Origin of the sequence: uncultured Microscilla sp., from assembly GCF_947493425.1 — a bacterium.
Taxonomy (GTDB): domain Bacteria; phylum Bacteroidota; class Bacteroidia; order Cytophagales; family Microscillaceae; genus Microscilla.
In genome coordinates, this window is the sequence record NZ_CANLRP010000616.1 from 1 (window position 1) to 278 (window position 278).

The following is a 278-nucleotide window of genomic DNA, read 5'->3' on the forward strand; positions in this document are numbered from 1 at the left end:
TACGTGACACGTAGATATCAAACTGGGGTTTACTGGGGCGGACAGTCACTGCTTGCCCTTTCTTTTTACTGGTCATCGGTGGCGGCTCCCTCCTTGTTATCGTTATCGTTATCGTCTATTTCATTCTCATAAGGGTTGGCAATGATTACCTGAATATTTTTGGTGGTGATTTCACCCGAATGCTCCACCTTTTGGGTACCATACCCCAGGTGTTGTGCCTTGGCACTCAGCAGTATCTTTGCCGCGTGATAATCAGGGGGCAGGTACTTTTTCACTTC

The 278-nt window shown here is 47.5% G+C and carries 1 pseudogene; it reads right to left on the reverse strand.

The window, feature by feature from the left end:
- Positions 1-65: 65 nt before the first annotated feature.
- A pseudogene (locus tag Q0954_RS34760) lies at positions 66-278 on the reverse strand (hypothetical protein); the annotation flags it as partial.